14 protein-coding genes are annotated in these 18,910 nt (G+C 39.8%); 8 read left to right on the plus strand and 6 right to left on the minus strand.

Translation table 11 applies throughout. The annotated features are described in order from the left end of the window. Nucleotides 1-73 precede the first annotated feature (73 nt). Nucleotides 74-2,005: an outer membrane assembly protein AsmA gene (gene asmA, locus IPMB12_RS11780; RefSeq protein WP_166917602.1), complete on the minus strand. Its 1,932-nt coding sequence runs from the start codon at nucleotides 2,003-2,005 to the stop codon at nucleotides 74-76. Nucleotides 2,006-2,021: 16 nt separating this feature from the next. Then, on the minus strand, nucleotides 2,022-2,603 hold the full coding sequence (gene dcd / locus IPMB12_RS11785; RefSeq protein ID WP_166917603.1) for a dCTP deaminase: 582 nt from the start codon (nucleotides 2,601-2,603) through the stop codon (nucleotides 2,022-2,024). Between the two features lie 235 nt (nucleotides 2,604-2,838). On the opposite strand from dcd, the gene IPMB12_RS11790 reads away from it, so the two are divergent. The 3 genes from IPMB12_RS11790 to sugE all read left to right on the plus strand — a co-directional run bounded on the left by IPMB12_RS11790 (nucleotide 2,839) and on the right by sugE (nucleotide 4,138). Then, on the plus strand, nucleotides 2,839-3,165 hold the full coding sequence (locus IPMB12_RS11790) for a DUF3861 domain-containing protein (protein WP_166917604.1): 327 nt from the start codon (nucleotides 2,839-2,841) through the stop codon (nucleotides 3,163-3,165). A gap of 168 nt (nucleotides 3,166-3,333) precedes the next feature. Then, nucleotides 3,334-3,687 carry a DMT family protein gene (locus tag IPMB12_RS11795; RefSeq protein WP_166917605.1) on the plus strand — a complete coding sequence of 118 codons (354 nt, stop codon included), beginning with the start codon at nucleotides 3,334-3,336 and terminating at the stop codon, nucleotides 3,685-3,687. 133 nt (nucleotides 3,688-3,820) lie between these two features. Continuing rightward, on the plus strand, nucleotides 3,821-4,138 hold the full coding sequence (gene sugE, locus IPMB12_RS11800; protein WP_166917606.1) for a quaternary ammonium compound efflux SMR transporter SugE: 318 nt from the start codon (nucleotides 3,821-3,823) through the stop codon (nucleotides 4,136-4,138). A gap of 55 nt (nucleotides 4,139-4,193) precedes the next feature. Here the strand turns inward: sugE and apbC are convergent, their stop codons facing one another. Then, entirely contained in the window at nucleotides 4,194-5,285 is a 1,092-nt protein-coding gene (apbC, locus tag IPMB12_RS11805; protein WP_166917607.1) for an iron-sulfur cluster carrier protein ApbC, read from the minus strand. A 152-nt stretch (nucleotides 5,286-5,437) separates the two neighbouring features. On the opposite strand from apbC, the gene metG reads away from it, so the two are divergent. The 3 genes from metG to IPMB12_RS11820 all read left to right on the plus strand — a co-directional run bounded on the left by metG (nucleotide 5,438) and on the right by IPMB12_RS11820 (nucleotide 11,777). Continuing rightward, nucleotides 5,438-7,468 carry a methionine--tRNA ligase gene (gene metG, locus IPMB12_RS11810; RefSeq protein WP_166917608.1) on the plus strand — a complete coding sequence of 677 codons (2,031 nt, stop codon included), beginning with the start codon at nucleotides 5,438-5,440 and terminating at the stop codon, nucleotides 7,466-7,468. A 168-nt stretch (nucleotides 7,469-7,636) separates the two neighbouring features. Next, entirely contained in the window at nucleotides 7,637-10,381 is a 2,745-nt protein-coding gene (locus tag IPMB12_RS11815) for a DUF2339 domain-containing protein (RefSeq protein WP_166917609.1), read from the plus strand. A 1-nt stretch (nucleotide 10,382) separates the two neighbouring features. After that, the gene (locus IPMB12_RS11820; RefSeq protein WP_166917610.1) at nucleotides 10,383-11,777 is read left to right on the plus strand and encodes a DUF3999 family protein; all 1,395 of its coding nucleotides are present in this window, start codon (nucleotides 10,383-10,385) and stop codon (nucleotides 11,775-11,777) included. A 75-nt stretch (nucleotides 11,778-11,852) separates the two neighbouring features. Here the strand turns inward: IPMB12_RS11820 and glnS are convergent, their stop codons facing one another. Further along, nucleotides 11,853-13,511: a glutamine--tRNA ligase gene (gene glnS / locus IPMB12_RS11825; RefSeq protein ID WP_166917611.1), complete on the minus strand. Its 1,659-nt coding sequence runs from the start codon at nucleotides 13,509-13,511 to the stop codon at nucleotides 11,853-11,855. 301 nt (nucleotides 13,512-13,812) lie between these two features. On the opposite strand from glnS, the gene codB reads away from it, so the two are divergent. Together codB and IPMB12_RS11835 are read left to right on the plus strand one after the other, a co-directional pair. Continuing rightward, nucleotides 13,813-15,066 (plus strand): cytosine permease, encoded by a 1,254-nt coding sequence (gene codB, locus IPMB12_RS11830; protein ID WP_166917612.1) that lies wholly within the window; start codon nucleotides 13,813-13,815, stop codon nucleotides 15,064-15,066. Further along, entirely contained in the window at nucleotides 15,056-16,324 is a 1,269-nt protein-coding gene (locus tag IPMB12_RS11835; RefSeq protein WP_166917613.1) for a cytosine deaminase, read from the plus strand. The genes codB and IPMB12_RS11835 overlap by 11 nt, the downstream gene beginning before the upstream one ends. A gap of 515 nt (nucleotides 16,325-16,839) precedes the next feature. On the opposite strand, the gene IPMB12_RS11840 is transcribed toward IPMB12_RS11835, so the two are convergent. Together IPMB12_RS11840 and mog are read right to left on the minus strand one after the other, a co-directional pair. After that, entirely contained in the window at nucleotides 16,840-18,171 is a 1,332-nt protein-coding gene (locus tag IPMB12_RS11840; RefSeq protein ID WP_407704089.1) for an MFS transporter, read from the minus strand. A 122-nt stretch (nucleotides 18,172-18,293) separates the two neighbouring features. Beyond that, entirely contained in the window at nucleotides 18,294-18,875 is a 582-nt protein-coding gene (gene mog, locus IPMB12_RS11845) for a molybdopterin adenylyltransferase (protein WP_166917614.1), read from the minus strand. Between the last annotated feature and the right edge of the window lie 35 nt (nucleotides 18,876-18,910).

The raw sequence follows: 18,910 nt of genomic DNA on the forward strand, positions 1-18,910 counted from the left end.
AGATAAATCAGAACAGATAAAATAAATGACACCGAGGTCTCCCAGGGTGCCATTTTTCAGATTTGAATAAAAACTATTCGTTATGATTAATGCGATTTAACAGACGATTTAGCGGAGCAGATGTTTTCTCTGTCGGCGCTTCTTCTGTACCACTTTCCGTACCAGAACTACCTTCAGAGCCCTTAATTGAGTTTTGCAGACGATCTTTCAACTTATCCAGACCCTGCTGAATCTTATCACTAAATTGATCACGTATAATCTTCTCAATATCTAATTGATAATGTAAACCAGTGAAGGCACCATAGATACGTAGTGGAATAACGATTTGTTGTAGTTTCTGAATGGTTTCACTCTTACCATTCCAACCACCTAACAATTTAACGTTTAGGTTCACATCCATATCCTGTTTTACTAAACCAACATAACCTTGACCTTTAATATCCAGAGTTTCAGAATTAGCCAAGATTGACGTTAGATTTAGCTGACCATTAGCCAGTTTACCATCAGCCGATAACTCATGAACCTCAGTATATTTTTGCTGCACATCAGCACTGACTACATCTTTGGTGTACTGAGCAACCGCAGACTGAATAATTTGTTGAATATTCACATTTTCCAGACGGGCATTATTCACCACCAGCTTCATATCACCATTAAGCGCGGATAATAATCTACTGCTATCTATCGTATTAGTATTAATTGTCCCTTGCGCATTTAAACTACCAGAGAAATGATTACTAATATCCAACTGTGTAAATAACGTGCCTAAATCGATATCTGCCGCTTTAGTATCCAGACGAATCGCGGTTGTTGCTTGCTGGCCATTAGCTGAACCTGAAGCCGAAATATTACCTTTAGCAATGTCCAGATTCACTTTATGAAGTGTAGCAACGCCAGCTTTGTTATTCGCATCGACTTCAAAATTGCTGGCAATAAGTTTATTTGCCACAATTTCTTTCACTTTTAGATTAAATTTCGCATCAAATGCCTTTAAGAATGCCAGTTCGTTACCTTTGGCTGGCGTAGATGCCACAACAGGTGCCGATGGTGTGCCATTTGTTGTTGATTGTTCTTCTTCTGTTGACGAAGTCATAAATGGAGTGAGGTCAATCTTATCTGACGCAAGAATTGCCTCAAAATAAGGTGTTTTGCCACCAAGATTAGCCTGTAATTCACCACTTAATTTATTATCATTTAGTGTTACTACTAAATCTTTAGCATCAAAACTTAGTGGTGATTGAACATAATTTAACTTAGCACTTGCTGTACCAACCAATCCCTGTTCGGGTAAGCCTATACCTTTAAAATCATAAGTAAACTTATTCAAACCAATTGAAGCACTAGCAGGGTATTTTTCAAGATTAACGTCAGCGTTAAGCGTTAATACTAAATCACGTTGATCGCGATTAATTGCACCACGCAGATCAACTTCCAGATTATTTTTATCTTTTTGATAAACAGAAATATTAATATCTCTGAAATTGATAATATCATCCGGAGACTGTTGCCATGCTACAGTGCTGTCAGCGATTTCCAGTTTATTTAACACAAATGTCCATGATGAACCTTTATCTGAAGTTTGTGTCTCTGGCGTTTGTTGCTGATTATTAATCGTGGCTTGTGACTGGTTACCTGCGGCAACTTTACCTTTACTTTCATCTGTAATATTAATAACAGCCGATTTTACCAGTACGTTTTTAACAGATAACTCTTTAGAGAAGAGCGGAAATAACTCTACATCTAAACGCATATTATCAGCGGTCAGAATCGGTTTTTTAGCACCTTCATCTTCTAAACGCACAGCGCCAGATAAGATGCTAATTTGTGGCCACACGTGCCAGCGCAGATCACCTTCAATAGTCAGTTCATAACCGGTTTTATCTTTTACTGTTTCCGAGATAAAGCCACGGAAATTATTCGGATCAACGAACAGAACCAGCGATACCAGCCCTACTACAATCAGAATAATCAGAACTAATAAAGTAATTAGTATTTTCTTGATCATTGGATAACTCCTGTCCTTAGTCTTTATCAATTCTGCTGGCAACGGCACCTTGTTGATCTCGGTACTTTGCATCCTGACGACGATTGTAAGGTCGTGCAGCAGGTCCACTCAATGTTTCAAAGCTCAAAGCACCTATAGTCATTCCCGGACGTAGTGCTAAGGGCAATTTACCTGAATTATAAAACTCTAATACAATTTGTCCATGCCAGCCCGGATCGATTCGGTGTGCTGTTACATGTACCATCAGCCCTAAACGAGCCAGTGATGAACGCCCGTCTAACCAGCCCACTAAATCATCCGGAATCACCACTGATTCAAGAGTGACCGCCAGAGCCAGCTCCCCCGGATGCAAATAGAATGCTTCGCCTTCCGGCAGCACAATCTCTTCACTCATCACGCGTTCAAGCGAAGCGGAGACTTCATTTTTAGGACCACTTAAATCAATATAAGGAATGGTATGTTCACGGAAAGTGCGGAATTGGTTACCTAAACGGACATCTACTGTTGCACCGTTAATACTTTCAACAGGTGGTTGCGGTGTGATTTTTAGCTTACCATTAGCTAAATAAGCTTCAATATCCCGATCACATAATCTCATGCACTGAACTCCCGGTCATAATTTCAATCATAAATTGAGCTTATTTTAACAGGTTATCCGCTATTTGCTAAATGATATTATAGGATAAAACTGCCTGAATAGCCTTTTTTGATCAGATTTTTCCTATTATTGATACATATGAAATTAATGAAAATTTATTATATGATAATGAATCGCATTATCTCTTACAGCGAAAACAATAATTCCTAAAAAATCAGTCTAAAAGGAGACAGTTATGCCAGGTTACCGTTACCGAATTCAGGTTGAACCATTATCCGATCGCCACGGCGCTCCTATTGATAAACCAACACTGGTATTTGAAACTGAAAATCACGATGAAATTTTAAAGATCGTTGAGTATTTGCAAAACCGTGAAGACATCGATTTTGGTAAAGACAAAACTGCAGCTTTTGCTGTGGGTTTAAAACTCTTCTCTGAAACTATGATGGAACACCGTAAACACCCGCTGTTTGCGCCACTGCGCGATGCGTTTAAAGAGTTTATGATCAATCTTAAAAAAGGTGCACCTGCAAAAGATAAAGCAAAACCTGCTGATGAGTAATTGAGAAACGCACATCAGTGCGTTTCTGCTTTCATAAACTCCACAAGTTGGCATTTATAGTCAGACTGATAATTTATCGGAAAAATATATTTTATTACCCATCTTGCATATTGAATTTCGGCTGAGTAAGATGCTCATCAATTTGATTCTTTTTAAGTCGTTCCTTTTATGCCACCGCTTCTCATTACAGTTATTATGCTGACTTTAAGCAATGTTTTTATGACATTTGCCTGGTATGGTCATTTAAAATTTTTCCATAATCGAGTCTGGATCATTGCAGCGCTAGTTAGCTGGGGAATTGCTCTGTTTGAATACCTATTACAGGTTCCGGCCAATCGTATCGGTTATGAAGTAGCCAGTGCCGGGCAGCTTAAAATCATTCAGGAAGTGTTAAGTCTGGCAGTATTTATTCCATTCTCCCTCTACATTCTAAAAGAACCATTTAAGATGGATTACATCTGGGCAATGCTGTGTTTAATTGGTGCGGTATTTTTTATGTTCCGGGATAAGATTTTTAGCTAGGTCAGGATTTCAACTGGCATTACTAAAACTCAGCGCGTATACTATTTTTGCAATAAACAGTCTTTGGCTAATCGGGACGACCTGATTACGCATCACATTTTGGGGACGACCCCACACAGGTATTTATATCGTTATGGCTTGGATCTCTCTTTTTATCGCGGGTATTCTCGAAGTTATATGGGCTATGGGACTAAAATATAGTCACGGTTTTACCAGAGTCACCCCTAGTATTATTACTGTAGTTGCAATGGGCTTAAGTGTGCTGTTACTTGCTTATGCAATGAAAACTTTACCTCTTGGCACAGCTTACGCTATCTGGACAGGAATTGGTGCTGTTGGTGCCGCTATCGTTGGTATCATTATCTTTAAAGAACCCGCGACAGCGCCCCGTTTGATTAGTTTAAGTTTTATTATCCTCGGTATTATTGGACTAAAACTCTTCACCAAATAAAAACTACAAATAAATCAATAACTTATAAATTTAAGTTGTTGATTTATTTTACTATTTATACTTGCTTAAATGAAATAGCCGATGGTACAACCTCACCCTGCCAGTATAAAGCGGCAGCCACACTATCAGCAATCTCACAATAATAACGAGTAAACTCACTATCTGGCTGATTAATTACTGTTGGAGTGCCGTTATCTAAATCCTGACGCAGTGAACGATGCAACGGAATCTGCCCAAGTAATTGAGTGTGATATTGTTCTGCCAGCTGTCTTGCACCACCCTCACCAAAAATCGCTTCATGGTGACCACAGTTTTCACAGATGTGATAACTCATATTCTCAATCACACCAAGCGTTGGAATATTTACTTGTTTAAACATTGTCAGCCCTTTACGCGCATCAACCAAAGCAATGTCTTGTGGAGTTGTCACAATCACACTTGCCGTAACCGGAATATTTTGCGCTAATGTTAATTGGATATCGCCCGTTCCCGGTGGCATGTCGATCACCATATAATCAAGTTCTGGCCATAGTGTATCTTGTAAAATCTGTAGTAATGCCTTGCTTGCCATTGGACCACGCCAAACCATCGCGCCATCTTGTGCAACCAAATAGCCAATTGAACTAGTGGCTAACCCATGCGCCATAATGGGTGACATATGTTTATTATCCGGCGATAACGGTTGCTCATTTTTTGTACCAAGCATAGTTGGAATTGATGGTCCATAAATATCAGCATCAAGTAAACCGACTTTACCACCCTCTTTAGCCAGTGCCAGTGCCAAATTAACTGCAGTACTTGATTTACCAACACCACCTTTACCTGAACTAACCGCAATAATATTTTTGACGTTTTTAAGTAAAGACTGATTATTTGCCTGTTTTAATGTGGCGACCTCATAACTGATCGACCACTTAACTTGTTTAACCTCTGGAATTGCTAATAACTTTGCCTCAAGTGTTGCTTGTAATTGCGCAAATACTGAGTCCCAAACAAAAGGCATTTTAAGAGATAAATAAAGAGTACCATCAACTAATTCACAACGACTTAATGCCTTAATCGCCACTAAATTTTTTTGTAAAGTTGGGTGCTGGAATGTTGCTAAAAGACCGCTAACCGTTTGATTGATTGAGTTTACGTGATTCATGTTTATCCTGTTCCGTGGCCACATAATAGAGGTATAATCAAAAATTAACATAAATTATTGCACAAATCTGGTGATAATCCTATGTTTGTTGTACTATCACCGATTAGACTTTTCATTTCCATCATTATTTCGTATTTAAGGTAAGAGAGATCATGACAACACAAAAACGACAAATACTGGTAACCTGTGCCCTCCCTTATGCCAATGGTTCAATCCATCTTGGTCATATGCTTGAGCATATCCAAGCGGATATTTGGGTTCGTTATCAGCGAATGCGTGGTCAGGAGATCTATTTTATCTGTGCTGATGACGCCCATGGCACACCAATTATGCTTAAAGCACAGCAACTAGGTATTACACCGGAAGAAATGATCGATGCGATGAAAGCAGAACATCAGGCTGACTTTTCTGCCTTTAATATTAGTTTTGATAACTATTACTCAACCCATAGCCCTGAGTGCCGCGAGTTGTCTGAGCTGATCTATGGTCGCTTAAAACAAAACGGTTACATCAAAACTAAAGTGATTTCTCAGTTATTTGATCCGGAAAAACTGATGTTTTTACCTGATCGTTATGTCAAAGGCACGTGTCCGAAATGTAAAGCGCCAGATCAATATGGTGATAACTGTGAAGTATGTAGCGCAACCTACAGCCCAATTGATTTGATCAATCCACGCTCTGTCGTTTCTGGCGCAACGCCAATTGTTAAAGAGTCAGAGCACTTCTTCTTTGATTTACCGGCGTTTAAAGGTATGTTACAAGAGTGGATCCGCTCCGGTTCTTTACAGGAACAAGTAGCTAATAAAATGCAGGAGTGGTTTGATTCAGGTCTGCAACCTTGGGATATCAGTCGCGATGCACCTTATTTTGGTTTTGAAATTCCAAATGCGCCAGGTAAATACTTCTACGTTTGGCTGGATGCGCCAATTGGCTATATGGCGTCTTTCAAAAATTACTGTGCTCAGGTAAAAACAGCCGATTTCGATACATTCTGGAAGAAAGATTCAACTGCAGAGCTTTATCATTTTATCGGTAAAGATATTGTCTATTTCCACAGTTTATTCTGGCCGGCAATGCTTGAAGGTAGTCAGTTCCGAAAACCAAGCAATGTATTTGTACATGGTTATGTGACAGTGAATGGCGCTAAAATGTCAAAATCACGTGGTACCTTTATTCAGGCTAACACCTATTTACAACATTTAGATCCGGACTGTTTACGTTACTATTACGCAGCTAAATTAACACCACGTATTGATGATATCGACCTGAATCTGGAAGATTTCGTACAACGTGTAAATAGCGATATTGTCAATAAAGTCGTAAACCTCGCTTCACGTAGTGCTGGTTTTATCACTAAACGTTTTAATGGCAAGCTATCACATCGTATTGATGATCAGATGTTATATGATCTATTTATGCATAAAGCTGAACTGATTGCTGAATATTATGAGCAACGTGAAATCGGAAAAGCAATTCGTGAAATTATGGCGCTAGCTGATGAAGCGAATCGTTATATCGATGAAAAAGCACCGTGGACAATTGCTAAACAAGAAGGCAAAGATCAAGAGTTGCAAGATGTGTGCTCAATGGGTATTCACCTGTTCCGCATTTTAATGACATATTTAAAACCAGTGGTGCCAAGTTTAACTGAACGTGCAGAGAGCTTCCTGGATGTAACCCTAATCTGGGACGAGCCACAAAATACTCGTCTTGGTCATACAATAAAACCATTTAAAGCACTGTTTAATCGTATGGAAATGGACAAAGTGAATAATATGATCGAAGCATCTAAAGAACTTATCAATGCCAAACCTAAAGTAACAGGCCCGCTTGCCGATGAACCAATACTTGAAACAATCAAGTTTGATGATTTTGCTAAAATTGATTTACGTGTAGCACTGATTCAAAAAGCAGATTTTGTTGAAGGTTCAGACAAACTACTCCAACTGACTTTAGACCTTGGTGGCGAAATTCGTAATGTGTTCTCTGGTATTCGTAGTGCTTATCCGGATCCAAAGAAACTGGAAGGCCGATTAACCGTTATGGTTGCTAATCTGGCACCACGCAAAATGCGTTTTGGTATATCTGAAGGCATGGTACTGGCTGCCGGTGGCGCCGGGGATGATGAAATCTACTTACTTTCTCCGGATAGCAACGCTAAACCAGGCATGGCAGTACGTTAGTTCTTAACGACCAAATAGGCTACTAATGTAGCCTATTTTTTTGATTAAACTCATTATTCTTTACTTAATGCACAAATAATCATCTAAAAATATTTCCCTTTCCCCTTATTTACTGCCATACTGCACTTGCTTGGATGAAAATAAAAACAAGAAAGGTATATTTAGAATATGACTCTATTACTTGGGATTCTTTTGTTGTTGGTTGTTATTGCAGCATTTATCAACCTTCAGGGAAAGTTTAACCATCTCCAACAACAACTAGAAGAATTAAAAAAAGTTGTTAACAAAGATTTATCCCCAACATCACCCACAACTGTAACGCCACAAGCTGCTATTACAGAAAAAGCAGAAACACCTCCTGCTGATAATATCCCTGAACCAAAAACGACTGTTATTGAGACACAACCAACTCCGGTTGACGCTAAAACAGAAGCGATAAAACCGGCATCAACTGTGGCTGTTTTCTCATCTAAACCAACTGCAAATGTTGTGGTACAAAAACAAGCAGCCTCAGCTACAAATCAGGCACAAGTGCAAACTCAGCAAAATAAAACAGACGAGCCGGATTTAGGTAAAAAACTTTGGTTATGGTTTGTTAATGGTAATCCAGTGGCCAAACTGGCGATTATCATTCTATTCTTTGGCTTCTCTTACCTATTTAAATATAGTATTGACCACCAACTATTATCACCAGAAGTTCGTATTTTAGGGGCACTCGTCTTAGGCGGAATACTTCTTGGTGTTGGTTGGCGTTTACGTAAAACCAAAGAGCTCTATGCACTGATACTACAAGGTGGTGCAATTGGTGTCTTATATCTCACGATATTTGCAGCTATCAAGCTCTATACCATGATTCCATTTATACTCGCCTTCATTCTACTAGTTGTTATCTGTAGTTGCAGTGTGATGTTGGCTGTTCTGCAACGAGCAATCAGTCTGGCAGTTATCGCCTGTATTGGCGGCTATTTAGCACCAGTTTTACTGTCATCAAATGCAGGAAACCATATTGGATTATTTAGTTATTATTTACTGATCTCCAGTGCAATTTTAGCCATTAGTTTCTGGCAGTCATGGCGCGTTCTAAACTTAATTGGCTTTATCTTTACCTTTGTTGTTGCCTTTATGTGGGGCGTGGACAGATATCAACCCGCCTTCTACTTTGAGTGTCAGATCTTTATCATTGCTAACTTACTCATCTATGGCGTTATCGCGGTTCTGACCTCTGTCAGAAGTGAGAAACAGGAAAAATATCAACACGTTATTGATCTTATCTTACTGTTCAGTGCACCACTAATCGGCTTTAGTCTGCAATATTCAATTGTTGGACATATCGAATTTGGTCCGGCTTACTCGGCGTTATTCTTTGGTTTATTCTATTTAGTCGGTGGTTACTTAGTGTTACGTAAATGGCAACAAGATGCTCGTCGTCTGGCTGTTTATGGACTGGCACTTGGTGTTGGTTTTATTACGCTAACCTTCCCGCTGGCCTTTAGTGCACAGTGGACTTCACTCTCATGGCTGATTGAAGGTACTGTAATTAGCTGGGCAGCTTTATCACAAAGACAACATCGCTTTGCCTGGATCGGTGCCTTTATTACCATTTTAGGTAGCCTGAGTCTGTTCCTGACTAACTTTAGCTATAATTATGGGCTGGATAATACTTCATTTATCACACTCTATATCACCTTAAGTATTATTGCATTATTCAGCGCTTGTTTATGGCATCATTATCGACATTTAGATATCAGTACTTTTGTTATAAAAGTTCTATTCCTGATTATTGCAGCACTTAGCTGGACAATACTCATCATTGATAGTACTTTACGCTTCACTACCAGTGATTACCCGGTACAAATCATTCTGTTTGGATTTGTGGCAGCCGTTTGGTTCTGGTACTTTATTGGTCGCAAACAAAACTGGGATATGTTGCAATATTCTGTTATTGCGCTTTGGCCAATCTTATTTATATCACTATTTACCAGTTTTGTTGCTGGCACCTATACAATTCCAGCAGGATTACTTGGGCTGAGCTGGATTGCCGCATTTGGTAGTGCTTATTTCTATCTGAATCAACTTCAGAAAAATAGTCTGGCACTAACACCTTTAGCGCTGCAACTCTTACATATCAGCTTATTCTGGATTCTGCTCCTTTGGATTGCTAATGAAATCAGATGGGTATTTAGCCACCTGCCATGGGGCTTTGAGTCACTTGAACTAGCGATTGTTCTGGCCGTGCTCGCCTTAGTCATCTTTATCGGTTATATCCTGAGAAATCAATTTCCGTTTAAGCAATATCAACAAGCTTATTGGTTTGCCGGCTTAGCACCAGTGATTGTGTGTACCATACTAGTACTCTTTACCGGACTTTATGATTCAGGACAAATACTTGGTTTAACTTTTGTACCAATTTTAAATCCATTGGAACAAGGGGCTATTTTTGCTCTGATGATGCTCACTGTCTGGTCTCTCAGAACCAAACAATTGAAACCTGCTGCTGCAACCTTTATTACAGTATTCCAGCTAGTTTTAGTACTCTTCATTTTCTTATGGGGTAATAGCATCATACTGAGAACATTAAGTACTTTAATGAATATCTCCTGGTCATTCAAAGCACTATGGAACACCAGCGAAGTACAGGTTGTCTTCTCATTAACCTGGATGCTTATTGCTCTGATTCTTGTTGTGGCAGCAAACAGATACAAACAACGCTATATCTGGTTTAGCGGAGCTGCCCTGCAAGGTATTGTAGTCTTAAAACTTATTCTGGTTGATAGTATTGAACTGGATGGATTATTACGCGCATTTGTGTTTATTGGCGTGGCTATACTGATGTTAATTATTGGCTACTTTGCACCACTACCACCAAGAAATGCTGAATTAACATCAAAAGAATTAACTGAGGAAGTAAAATAATATGTCTAAATCACTAAATATAACGACATTGGCTGGCTTATTATTCGTAAGTTCTTTCGCAATGGCAGAGCCATCAGTCATGACACCAAATGATTACGCTTATGGTGCTAAAATTGTCTTAACTGATAATACCAGTGCTTTTAGTCAACTAGAGCTTTCTAAAGATGTCTATTTACAAACGGCCTCTCCTCAACTTACTGATTTGCGTGTCTTTAACCGCAGTGGTCAGCTAGTACCTTTTGCTGTGACTTATACCCAAAAACCACAAGAACGTCTGCCTGATGTACCGATGACAATTTACCGACTACAAAATAATGAGAGTCAAAATTCCACTACTGAATCTAATAAATACTCTGTTTCAGTCAATGGCAAAGATGTAAATGTATATATTGATAATCAGGCTTATACTGGTAAAAGACGCTACACCGAAACTTATCTACTGCAGGCTCCTGCGGATATGAAATATTCTCAACCATTTAATGGAGTAAAATTCCAGTGGGAAGAAGAAAATCGTAACTGGCAAGCCAACATCTCCTTATCTACAGCCAGTGACCTAAAAAACTGGTACTCACTGGTTAGTCAAGACACGATAATGGAGCTACATAGCGAAAATAATACTACTCTGAAGCGAGAAGTCGTTGATTTCAGCTACTCAACTAAAAATAAAAACTGGTTACTGACCATCTATTCAGATAATCCTCTACCTAAATTATCTGGCGTGAGTGCACTCCAGGCTCCGGAGAGAAGTTATAACGAACTTATCTCTTTTGATTTTACTTTAGAGTCATCAGATAGTGCTCAGGCCACATATGCTTTACCATCAGCACAGCCACTCTATGATTTATCCATCTCTTTAAGCGCATACAACACTGTTCAGCCAACGGCTATTTTTTACAAAACCTCGGATGACAGAGAAGAGTGGATAAAGCTTGAAGACCGCGTACTTAGCAGCATGAGTGCAACAAACAATAACACTATTACTTTTGCCAGAAATGTCCCACCACTGGTTAAATACATTCAGTTACGTGCAATTAATAGCGCGTGGAACAATCCACCAACAGTAAGTGGTACTCGTCCACAAATGCGTATTGTGTTTAATAGTGCTAACAATGGCCCATTTATCTTAGCGTGGGGAAGACATAATCAGGAAAGTGTGGCATTACAGATTAACTCATTATTACCAGCTACTCAGGATATCCGTGACATTCCTTATGCCTTCTTAGGTGAAAATATTACTTTAGGTGGAGAAAAAGCCTTATTACCTGACCAGCCAGAGAGTTCAGGCATTCCGCGCTGGGTTATTTGGGCGGGTTTAATCGCTGGAGCATTACTACTTGTCTTTATCGCCTTCAAACTGGCTAAAGAACTGAAAAAAGAACAAAAGAATAATGAGTAATCAAGACTAAACAAAAAGGGGCATAAGCCCCTTTTTTATTGATACAAGTTAAATAATACAGAGAGAAGCTCCGTCTTATTCACTCCAGCTATCACGTAAACCAACAGTACGGTTAAAGACTAAATTATCTTCTGAACCATCTTTACTGTCTAAACAGAAATATCCTTCACGCTCAAATTGGTAAGCTACACCAACTTTAGCCTGACGCAAACTCGGCTCAACAAAACCTTGTTTTACGATCAAAGAATCAGGATTAATGGTTGATAAGAAGTCATCTTCAGAACCCGGATTTGGTGTATTAAACAGACGATCATACACACGGATTTCAGCTGGTAGTGCATGTTTGGCTGATACCCAGTGAATAACGCCTTTAATCTTACGGCCATCTTCCGGATTTTTATTCAGCGTGGTTGGATCATAAGTACAGTAAATTGTTGTGATATTACCATCACTATCTTTCTCAACACGTTCAGCTTTAATCACATAAGCGTTACGCAGACGCACTTCTTTACCAAGTACTAAACGTTTATAATTTTTATTAGCTTCTTCTTTAAAGTCTGCACGATCGATATAGATTTCATTACTAAATGGCGCCTGACGTTCACCCAGCTCCGGACGATTTGGATGATTTTGCATAGAAAGCACTTCATCCACACCAGAAGCCATATTTTCAATAATCACTTTAACCGGATCAAGAACAGCCATCGCACGCGGTGCATTTTCGTTTAAATCTTCACGAATACAAAATTCAAGCGCACTCATCTCTACGGTATTTTCTTGTTTTGTTACACCAATACGGTAACAGAAATCACGAATAGATGAAGGTGTATAACCACGACGACGTAAACCTGAAATGGTTGGCATACGCGGATCATCCCAGCCATCAACAATCTTCTCAGTCACAAGTAAATTAAGTTTACGTTTAGAGGTAATCGCATACTCAAGGTTAAGACGAGAAAACTCATATTGATGCGGACGTGCACCGATAGAAATATTATCCAGAACCCAGTCATATAAACGGCGGTTATCCTGAAACTCTAAAGTACACAGTGAGTGAGTGATATTTTCGATCGCATCAGAAATACAATGAGTAAAATCATACATCGGATAAATACACCACTCATCACCTGTTTGATGATGTTCAGCAAATTTAATACGATATAAAACCGGATCACGCATAACAATAAATGGTGATGCCATATCAATTTTAGCACGCAGACATGCAGCACCTTCAGCAAATTCGCCATCACGCATTTTCTTAAACAGTGATAAATTTTCTGTAATTGAACGATCACGATATGGGCTATTTTTACCCGGCTGAGTTAAAGTACCGCGATATTCACGGATCTCCTCAGCTGATAATTCATCAACATAAGCTAAACCTTTATTGATTAGTTCGATTGCATATTGATAAAGCTGCTCAAAATAATCAGAAGAGTAACGAACTTCACCATCCCACTGGAAACCTAGCCACTGCACATCACGCTTAATAGATTCTACGTACTCCATATCTTCTTTGGCTGGATTCGTGTCATCAAAACGCAGATTACATTTACCATGATAATCCATCGCAATCCCAAAATTGAGACAAATAGATTTAGCATGGCCAATATGCAGATAGCCATTTGGTTCTGGCGGAAATCTGGTATGCGTCGTTTTATATTTCTTCGCAGCGAGATCCGCATCAATGATTTGACGGATAAAATTTGTTGGACGAGCTTCCATTTCGCTCATAAAAACCCCTAAAAGACTTAACGAATATATTAACTTTACGAGTCAATAATAATTGACGGCGGATAACAGACGACTATAACAAATTTTTCCTGTTTCGCAAATGCTCAGAAGAAGGATTTCTGCATTCACTATTTTCGTCTAAAAAAACATCACTTTTGTCTAAAAAATAATACTATTTATAATTCAACTAATTAAATTATATTAAGATTTTTTCTGTAGACACTCAATTAAAAGTACCTATAATAGCCTCGCACTCGTTGCCGACCTTAAGTAAAGTCTCTTAGAAAATTAAAGGTATTGTATGTCAAACGATAATAACTACAGTCAAGAAGCAGTTCCTCAGTCAGCTAAAAAGAATCTTCTCTCATTAACATTTATCATGCTCAGCCTCACTTTCTTCTCTGCCAGTATGTGGGCAGGCGGGACACTCGGAACTGGTCTAACTTTTAGCCAGTTTTTTTTTGCCCTATTTATTGGTAATCTTCTACTCGGTATCTACAGCGCTACTCTTGGATATATTGGTGCAAAAACAGGATTCTCAACACATCTGCTCGCTCGTTTCTCATTCGGTTTAAAAGGCTCCTGGTTACCCTCTTTCTTGCTCAGTAGTACACAAGTCGGCTGGTTTGGTGTTGGTCTGGCTATGTTTGCTTTCCCGGTCAGTAAAGCAACCGGTATCAATCCCTATGTTTTAATAGCCATCTTCGGTATCTTAATGACATTAACGGTTGCGATAGAAGGAATTAAAGCACTACTTTATCTCTCAATTATCGCTGTGCCGGCAATTGCCATCCTTGGTTGCTACTCTGTCTGGATTGCCGTCAGTGACATTGGCGGACTTAGTGAATTGACAGGTATTACCCCAACCAACCCGATTTCCTTTTCAACTTCGTTAACTATTGTCGTCGGATCCTTTATTAGTGCCGGCACTTTAACAGCAGACTTTGTACGTTTTGGCAAACGCGCTAAACACGTATTCCTGATTACTATCTTTGCCTTCTTATTTGGTAACTCACTGATGTTTATCTTTGGAGCCGCAGGAGCTGCTGCAGTCGGAATGTCAGATATTTCTGATGTGATGATTGCTCAGGGGCTACTCATTCCGGCAATTTTAGTTCTTGGCTTAAATATCTGGACCACGAATGATAATGCCCTGTATGCCTCAGGACTTGGCATGGCAAATATCACAGGGCTATCAAGTAAAACCATGTCAATCGTTAACGGCTTACTGGGAACCCTCTGCGCAGTCTGGCTATATAATAACTTCGTGGGTTGGTTAACCTTCCTCTCAACCGCCATTCCACCAATTGGTGGCGTGTTAATTGCGGACTATTTACTCCATAAGAAAAGCTATCAGCATCTGGCTAATGGTAGTCGTCAGCAAGTTAACTGGTTTGCCATTGCCGCTGTGATTATTGGTGTACTGTGTGCTAAATTTTTACCGGGCATTGTACCAGTCAACTCTGTCCTGGGAAGTGCAATTAGTTATATAATACTGAACGTAGTTGCTAAAAAAGCTATCTATCCAATATCAGAGGTAAAAAATGTCGGATAATACACTGATTATTCATCATGCACGTTTAACTAATCGTGAAGGCTTATGGCAAATAACCATTAAAAACGGTCTGTTTATCAGTATTCAACCGCAATCAGATTCAATCGTTTCTGGTCTTGATGCACAAGGAGGATTGGTTATTCCTCCTTTTGTTGAACCGCATATTCATCTAGATACCACACAAACTGCAGGGCAGCCTGCCTGGAATCAATCTGGAACTCTCTTTGAAGGTATCGAACGCTGGGCAGAAAGAAAAGCACAACTAACTCATGCCGACGTAAAAGAGCGTGCTGTTAAAACCTTAAAATGGCAAATTGCCAATGGTATCCAGCACGTTAGAACGCATATTGATGTATCAGACCCAACTCTCATCGCCCTAAAAGCGATGCTAGAAGTAAAACAAGAGATCGCCCCATGGGTTGATCTGCAAATTGTAGCCTTCCCGCAAGAGGGTATTCTCTCCTATCCTAATGGTGAAGCTTTACTCGAAGAAGCGGTTAAACTTGGTGCTGATGTTATTGGTGCAATTCCACACTTTGAATTCACTCGTGAATATGGTGTGGAATCATTACATAAAATATTCGCTTTAGCTAAAAAGTATGACCGCCTGATCGATGTTCACTGTGATGAAATCGATGATGAACAATCCCGCTTTGTTGAAACTGTTGCGGCACTGGCTCACAAAGAAAGTATTGGCAAAAAAGTTACAGCCAGCCACACGACAGCGATGCACTCCTATAATGGCGCTTATACCTCACGTCTTTTCCGCTTACTGAAAATGTCAGAGATCAACTTCGTGGCTAACCCTTTAGTCAATATTCATTTGCAAGGTCGCTTTGATACTTATCCAAAACGCCGTGGTGTAACGCGCGTAAAAGAGATGCTGGAAGCCGGTATCAATGTCTGCTTCGGCCACGATGACGTCTTTGACCCATGGTACCCGCTTGGCACAGCGAACATGTTACAAGTTCTGCATATGGGGCTACATGTCTGTCAGTTAATGGGTTATCAGCAAATCAATCAGGGACTGGATCTCATTACTTACAACAGTGCTAAAACCCTACATCTGCAAAAATACGGAATAGAGGAAGGTAACCCGGCAAACTTGGTAATACTGGCGGCTGAAAACGGTTTTGATGCCGTACGCCGCCAAACACCTGTAAGATACTCAATCCGCCACGGAAAAGTCATCGCAGAAACCAAACTAGCAGAGACAACCATCCACTTATCCAAATCAGAATCGGTTAATTTTAACTAATTCATTTGCAAAACTTTTCTTGTACTTAATCACACTAGTACAAGAAAAGATCCTTTCACTTAAAGTTTTCATTTAAAAATATACAAATAAATCAATATGTTATAATATTAATTCCTTATTAGATCCAAAGATGCAATGATTTGACGGAGAGCATACCTCATAGGTCTTAGCGAGCCCTCGAACGGGCGCCTATGGGGTGGGCTAGGCCGTCAAACCCACTGAACTTAGTCCCCGCCACCAAAAACAGACTGCGCCAGAGCGGCCCTCGCCGCTCAACAAACCAAGCCAAGATAAACCCAGATTCACAGAGACAACGATTGACGGAGAGCGTACCCTATAGATCTTAGCGAATCTGTCGAACGAGCGCCTATAGGGTGCGCTAGGCAGTCAAACCCACTGAACTTAATCACCACACCAAAAACAGACTGTGCCAGAGCGGCGCACGCCGCTCAACAACCCCCCACTAATAAAAAAACCCCATTACAGGGGCTTTTTCACATCATAACTAAAACAATTTACTTTAATTCACCAGAAATATTCTGTTTTTTCTCATCCAACAGATAGATCCCAATTAAAACCCCAAGACCAAACAGAATCATCACATAATAAGGATGTGCTTTCACACTCACCAGTGAAGTTAACAGTGACATCATAAGTGGTGTTAAACCACCGGCAATTGCATACGCCATATTAAATGAGAACGATAAACCAGAGAAACGAACTGTCGGTGGAAAACCTCTTACCATAAAGAATGCAAAACACCCGATCACACCCACACCAAAACCAGCCAGAGGATAGGTAATAAACAGGTAATCCATATGATTAAATAAAGAGAAATAAAATACACCAACAGCGACGATACAATACGCACAACCAACAATTAATACTTTAGCAAAACCAAACTTGTCCGCTAAGGTACCAAATAGCATACATCCAAGTGCCACACCAATAATTGCTAGACTATTTGCCTGTAAAGCAACCACCGGATCAACTGAAAATACTTTTTGCAGATAAGTTGGGGCCAGTAAAATAACCACCATAATCCCGGCTGACAAAACCCAAGTAAGTAACATTGAGATCACGACTGAATGTTTATGCTCTTTTAACACCGTCACCACAGGAACATTTTTATCTAAGTTCTTACGTTGTTGCATCTCAGCAAAGATCGGTGTCTCCTTTAACCAGCGACGTAAATACATTGAACAAATACCAAATACACCACCAAGCAGGAACGGCAAACGCCAGCCCCAGATTAGCATATTTTCATCACTCACATATTTATGAATAAGGGTGGAAACAATAGAGCCAATTAGAATACCCACAACCAGACCGGCTGTTAAAGTACCACAGGCAAAACCAACACGTTTAGTTGGTACGTGTTCTGCCACAAAGGTCCATGCCCCCGGAATTTCACCACCAACAGCAGCTCCCTGACAAACTCGCATCAGAAGTAATAATAAAGGAGCAGCAATACCAATAGAATCATAAGTTGGTAAACAACCAATTAACAAAGTTGGTACCGACATCATCAGAATACTAAAGGTAAACATGCGTTTACGACCGAACAAATCGCCAAAGTGCGCCATAATAATGCCGCCAAATGGGCGAGCCAGATAACCAGCAGCAAAAATACCAAACGTTTGCACCTGAGTTAGCCAATCCGGCATATTATGAGGGAAAAATAAGTGGCCGATCGTTAATGAGAAGAAAACATAGATAATAAAATCATAAAACTCTAATGCTCCACCTAATGCGGCTAAAGATAAAGTTTTGTAATCTTGCATATTTAACGGGCGGGTTTTTACTACTTGTGTTTGTGATTGTGCTGCTGACATTTCCATGGGGATAACTTCACTGTATTTAATTAACTTTAATTATTGAAAAACGGGAACTTTCGTTAATATATCGTTAATTAAATAAGCGAGATAATTAGTTTTGCTTATTTCTACAAAAAAATTAAAAGTAAAAGTTATTTTCTGACCGCTGCCTTAGGTCTGAAGGCTTTTACCACTTCGTCATAGGTTTCGATATAAGGGCCTTCAAGTAACTGAATACAATAAGGTACACTGGCAAAAATTCCGGAAACCAAAACTTTCCCGCTTTCATCTTTAACACCTTCCAGCGTTTCTTTGATAGATTTTGGCTGTCCGGGTAAATTGAGAATCAGTGATGATTTACGAATTACACCGACCTGACGAGAGAGAATAGCCGTTGGTACAAAGTGCAAACTAATCTGTCTCATTTGTTCACCAAAGCCGGGCATTATGCGATCGGCAATTGCCATAGTAGCGTCTGGTGTAACATCACGCAGTGCAGGGCCTGTACCCCCTGTAGTCAAAACTAAATGACAGTGATGTGTATCAACCAGTTCACATAAAGTCGCCTCAATAACTGATTGTTCATCAGCGATCAGGCGTTTCTCAAGTGTAAACGGTGTTTTCAAAGCTGTTGAGAGCCACGCTTCAAGTTCCGGTAAACCTTTGTCTTCATATACACCAGCAGATGCCCGATCAGAGATAGAGACTAAGCCAATTTTAAAGAGTTCTGTCATACCCTGTCCTTGAATTAATGAGTCAATGTTGAGAG

Source organism: Zophobihabitans entericus (assembly GCF_011745665.1).
In the GTDB taxonomy this organism is placed as follows: Bacteria; Pseudomonadota; Gammaproteobacteria; order Enterobacterales; family Orbaceae; genus Zophobihabitans; species Zophobihabitans entericus.